Consider the following 4657-nt stretch of genomic DNA (forward strand, 5'->3'; position numbering starts at 1 on the left):
CCGCCGCGCACCGCGCCGCGGAGTTGCGTGACCGGGCCGCCGCCGCGAGTGAGAAGGCCGGCGAGCGCGCCTCGCACCTGATGGAGCGCGCCGCCCCGGCCGTGGATGTCGCCAAGGAGCGGGCCGCTGCCGCTCGCGAGGCGGCCGCCCACGGGTATGACGCCGCCGCACCTCGTGTCGAAACCGCCCGCAACACGCTGGTCGAGGATGTCCTGCCGAAGGTCGCCGGGGCCATCGCCACCGTCGCCGCGGGCGCGCTGTCGGCCAAGGACCAGGCCGCCGAGACCGCGCACCGGGCGCCGGAGGCGTTCGCGGTGCTCAAGGGTGAGGCGACGGCGAAGCCGAAGAAGCGCTCGTGGGGTCCGTTCCTGTTGCTCGCCGCCCTCGCCGGCGGCGCGGCATACGTCCTGACGCGCCGCAAGACCCCCGCCACCGACCCCTGGGCGGTGCCCGCCAGCGACCCGTATGCCGCGCGCTCGCCGATGGCGGGCGACACCGGTTCCTCGTTGCAGGACAAGGCGGCGTCGGTCGCCGCCGCGGCGAAGGACAAGGCCGCCGAGGTCAAGGACACCGTCGCCGACAAGGCTGCGGAGGTCAAGGACAAGGCGAGCGACAAGGCCGCCGAACTCAAGGACAAGGCCGGCGACGCCGCGGACGACGCGAAGGACGCCACCTCCGACGCGTTCGACGACGCCAAGGGCCAGGTCTCCGAGGCACAGGATGCCGCCGGTGACGCCCTCGACGAGACCGGCGACAACCTCGGCGACCGCATCGAGAACGCCACCGACACCGCCGCCGACTCCCTCAACGACGCGGCCGACCGTGTCGAGGACGCCGGCGACCGGGCCAAGGACAACTGGGGCTGAGCCCAGCCCCTGCAAGCCCAACACCCCCGCAAGCCCAACACCCCCGCAAGCCCAACACCCCCGCAAGACCGGCGTCCGAGGGGACGGTCGATATCGCGACCGTCCCCGCGGACGCCGTCGTTCGGGGGAGGGGATCAGCCGAGCTGGACGGGCAGCAGCCCTCGGGGCGTCGACCGGGCGATCGCGGCGAGGGCATCGGCCAACTCCGGATAGCGGAAGCGAAAACCGCTCTCTTGCAGCACCGTCGGCGCCAGCCAGCGACTCTTGAGAACGAGTTCGGGCTCGGTCCGGATGATCCGTCCGCCGATGCCGAGCGCTGCGCGCGGCAACGGTATGCCGCGTGCCTCCTCCCCCGCTAGCCAGCCGAACTCTTTGCGCACCAACGACATCAGCTCGGCGTTGGGAACCGGGTGCGGACTGGCGAGATTGACCGGCCCGCTGATGTCCGGGGCGTCGATGAGGTGGCGGATGGCGGCATACACATCGTCGACGTGGATCCACGAGACCACCTGTGCGCCGTCTCCCTGCCGGCCGCCGAAACCCAGGCGCGCCAGGTTGATCAGCGCACTGAGGGCACCGCCACCGGCGCCGAGCGTGATGGCGGTGCGCAAGGCGAGCTTGCGGACCGGGGCGGGCGCGGCATACAGCTCGTGCTCCCAGGCCCGGGCGACGGCGACGGAGAACCCGGTGCCGAGTTCGCCGGTGCGTTCGTCCTGGGGCCGGTCGCGGGCCTCCCGGTAGATGGTGCCAGTGCTCGAATTGAGCCACACCGCAGGGGGATTCGCGGTGTCGGCGATGGCGCTGCCGAGCGCCGCGGTGGTCTCGGTGCGGGAGCTGAAGATCTCGTCCGCGGTCTTCTTGGTGTAGCGGCAGCTGACCGATCGCCCGGCCAGGTTGACGACGGCCAGCGACCCGTCGAGCGCCGGACGCAGGTCGCTGCCCCATCGGGCATCGGCGCCGACACCCCGGCCGATGGTGCGCACCTGCCACCCCTCGGCCGCGAAGGCCGCACTGAGGTGGCGGCCAATGAAGCCCGAGGCCCCGGCGATGACAACGACGCTCATGGCGTTCCGGCCCGTCCTGGCGCCGTCATGGCGTCGACGAGGGCGGTGAGGTCGGTGACGAAGGGCTTGGCGACGGGTGTCCCGGCGAGCCGGATCGCCTTGCCCAGCAACGGACTGACCCGGTCGACGAGCTCCCGAGTGCGCTGCTGCCCCGGACTGCCGTCGATGACCCAGTGAAGCGTGACGCCGAGGTAGGCGAGCCAGAGCAGCCGTGGCAGCTGCTCCCCGAGTCGTCCGCCGATGCGCGGCCGGCTGCGGTCGACGGCCTCGCGCATCAGCCAGATCGCCGCCTCGCGCGCGGCCTGGGAGTCGGGTGCGAAGGGGCTGACCGGAGAGGTGGTCCTCAGTGCGGACTGCAGGAGGGTCGTGCCGAAGGAGTGATAGGGCGCCATGACGTCGAGGCCGGTATGCAGCACCGTCGCCAGGTTGTGCGCGAGCGATGCCCCGCTGCGCAGTCGCCCGGCCACGGCGGCCCGGTGCTCGGCCTGGATGCGGACATACAGCTCCTGGACCAAGGCCTCCTTGCCCTCGAAGTAGTAGTAGGCATTGCCTTGCGAAACACCGGCTTCCGCAGCGATCAGGCGCATCGTCGTGGCGTCGTAGCCCCGCTCGCGGAACGAGGCCAAGGCGGCCACCACCAGCTTCTCCCGCGTCTCCTCCGTCTTGCCCATGGCGTGACGCTACCGCTTTTTGAACGTGTTCAAAAAGACGGGTGTCGGATCCGTACCTACCTGCGTCAGTCGACGTAATCCCCGAGGGCCATCTCGACGGCGGGGCTGATGGTGGCGTCGCCGCCGAGGACGATGATCTCCTTGGGGTTCAGCCGGGCGAGTTCGCCGGCCACGACCGAGGGGATCGCCTTCTCCTTGACCAGCAGCATCGGCGCCTTCTTGGCCCCCGCAGCCGGGGCGCCCGCCAGGGCGTCGGTGAACTTCTCACCGGAGGCGACGAAGACGAGGTCGGCACCCGAGGGGAAGGCGCGCCGGGAGATCTCGGCGGACACGGCATACCGGTCGGCTCCGGACACGCGCTCCGGAGTGACGCCGGCTGCCTGCTCGATCTCCTCCAGGACGGACTCCCCGACCGAAGCCGGCCCCCCGAGGACGACGACCGATTCCGGTTGCAGCCGAGTCAGTTCGGCCGCGACGGGGGCCGGCAGAGTGTCGTCGTCGGTCAGCAACACCGGGCCCCGATCCCGCGCCGCAACCGGCGCCCCCGAGAGGGCGTCGGGGAAGACGAGCCCCGACGCGACATACGCGACCGAGACTCCGGGGGTGAACCCCTTGCGGGAGATCGCGGCCGAGGTGGCATACCGGTCCTCGCCGGCGATCCGGGAAACGGCGCCGAACTCGCTGTCGAGCTGGATCCGCAGGTCCTCCGACAGCGTCGCCGGCCCGCCGAGCAGGGTCACCGACGTCGGGTCCCGGCGGATCAACTCCATGAAGGCCCGGTTCGGGATCTGGTCGGGCATCATCAGGAACATCGGCTTCCCCCGCATGCCGGCCACCGGCGCGCCGCTGAGGGCGTCGGTGAACAGCAGGCCGGATGCGGCGTAGACCTCCCGGACGCCCGGGAAGGCCAGCCGGGCGATATTGGCGGCCGTCTCGTAGCGGTCTGCCCCGGCCCACCGCGTCACCCCGTCGGCCCGCGTGGTGAGCGTGACCGTCGCCGTCGTGGACGTGGTGGCCTTGACCGTGATCGTGAGCAGGCCGCCGGGCACGGCCAGGCTCTCCCCAGCCGTCAGCACGGGGTGGCGTTCGAAGCGGCTGCCGTCACCTTCGATGTGCGGATTGACGACGGCCCATTCCTCGTACAGGTCGGCCGTCGCTGAGATGCGGCGCACCACGACCCCGGCACCAGGCGAGGTGCGTTCGACTCCGTCGTATCCCGTGTAGGTCTCGTCGTCGATCCAGCTCTCCTGCCCGGCTGCAACGTGGTATTCGACGTCCCACAAGGCGCCGCCCACCTCCAGATAGACGCTGCGCAGGCCGGAGCCGGTGCTCATCGAGTTGAGGGTGACCGTGCCGCCCGAGGACAGGGCCAACCGGTCGCCGGCGGGCAGGACGCCGAGCTTCTCCTGGTGCGCGGAGCTGATGCCGGCCCAGCCCCACCACCCGTGCCCCATCAGGTCGAAGGGATCCTCATAGGTGACGTCTTGGCAGTCGTTCGACAGCGGGACGGCGTGCTGGTGCGCGCGATCGGACCAACACACCCGGCCGGCGTTGTGGATCAGCCCGAGGTTGTGACCGTACTCATGGGCCCAGACGACCTGCGAAGGAGTGTCGTTGATGACGACCATCTCGCCGCCGAACGCGTCCTGACCGATCGATGCCATACCGGCGAAGAAGCAGTTGGGGTTGTACTGCATGAGGACCACGACGTGGTGGTACTGGTCCGTGGGCAGGTTCGCCAGTTTTCGCGCCCGGTCCTCGAGCTGGCTCGTGGCGCAGTACTCGATGTCCTCCGGGCTCAGCGTGACCTTCTCCGCCGGGAGGATCCTGGTGAGCTCGAAGCGGATCTTGCCGTGGGTCTGGGCGTTGAAGTACCTGTCGACAGCCGTCATGGTGGTGCCCACCAAGGCGTTGGTGGTTGCCGGGGGCGCACTCCAATAAAGCGGCACGACGGTGACATGGTGCTGACCGAGCACCGGCGGCTCCGAACGCTGCCCGGCGGCGGGCGCGAGCTGGTCGATGCGGGCCGCGCCGGAGCGCAGGTCCGCCGCGATGG

General features: G+C 70.7%; 4 protein-coding genes. 1 reads left to right on the plus strand and 3 read right to left on the minus strand.

From position 1 onward, the window contains the following. Positions 1-866 (plus strand): hypothetical protein (locus BN11_RS13220; RefSeq protein WP_048698388.1); only part of this gene is annotated, 866 nt, incomplete at its 5' end. A gap of 134 nt (positions 867-1000) precedes the next feature. On the opposite strand, the gene BN11_RS13225 is transcribed toward BN11_RS13220, so the two are convergent. From BN11_RS13225 to BN11_RS13235, 3 genes are all read right to left on the minus strand, one after another. After that, complete coding sequence (locus tag BN11_RS13225) at positions 1001-1930, minus strand: TIGR01777 family oxidoreductase (RefSeq protein ID WP_048698391.1); 930 nt, start codon at positions 1928-1930, stop codon at positions 1001-1003. After that, positions 1927-2601, minus strand: coding sequence for a TetR family transcriptional regulator (locus BN11_RS13230; RefSeq protein WP_048698393.1), 675 nt, complete (start codon positions 2599-2601; stop codon positions 1927-1929). Before BN11_RS13230 ends, BN11_RS13225 begins: the two co-directional genes overlap by 4 nt. A 65-nt stretch (positions 2602-2666) precedes the next feature. Beyond that, positions 2667-4657: cell wall-binding repeat-containing protein (locus BN11_RS13235; protein ID WP_048698396.1), on the minus strand; the 1991-nt coding region annotated here is incomplete at its 5' end.

The sequence above is a fragment of the Nostocoides australiense Ben110 genome, assembly GCF_001050535.1.
GTDB classification, from domain to species: Bacteria; Actinomycetota; Actinomycetes; order Actinomycetales; family Dermatophilaceae; genus Nostocoides_A; species Nostocoides_A australiense.

Excerpts from the sequence above, each read along its gene's own strand:
- BN11_RS13225 (WP_048698391.1), bottom strand. The coding sequence starts at position 1,930 with ATGAGCGTCGTTGTCATCGCCGGGGCCTCGGGCTTCATTGGCCGCCAC.
- BN11_RS13230 (WP_048698393.1), bottom strand. The coding sequence starts at position 2,601 with ATGGGCAAGACGGAGGAGACGCGGGAGAAGCTGGTGGTGGCCGCCTTG.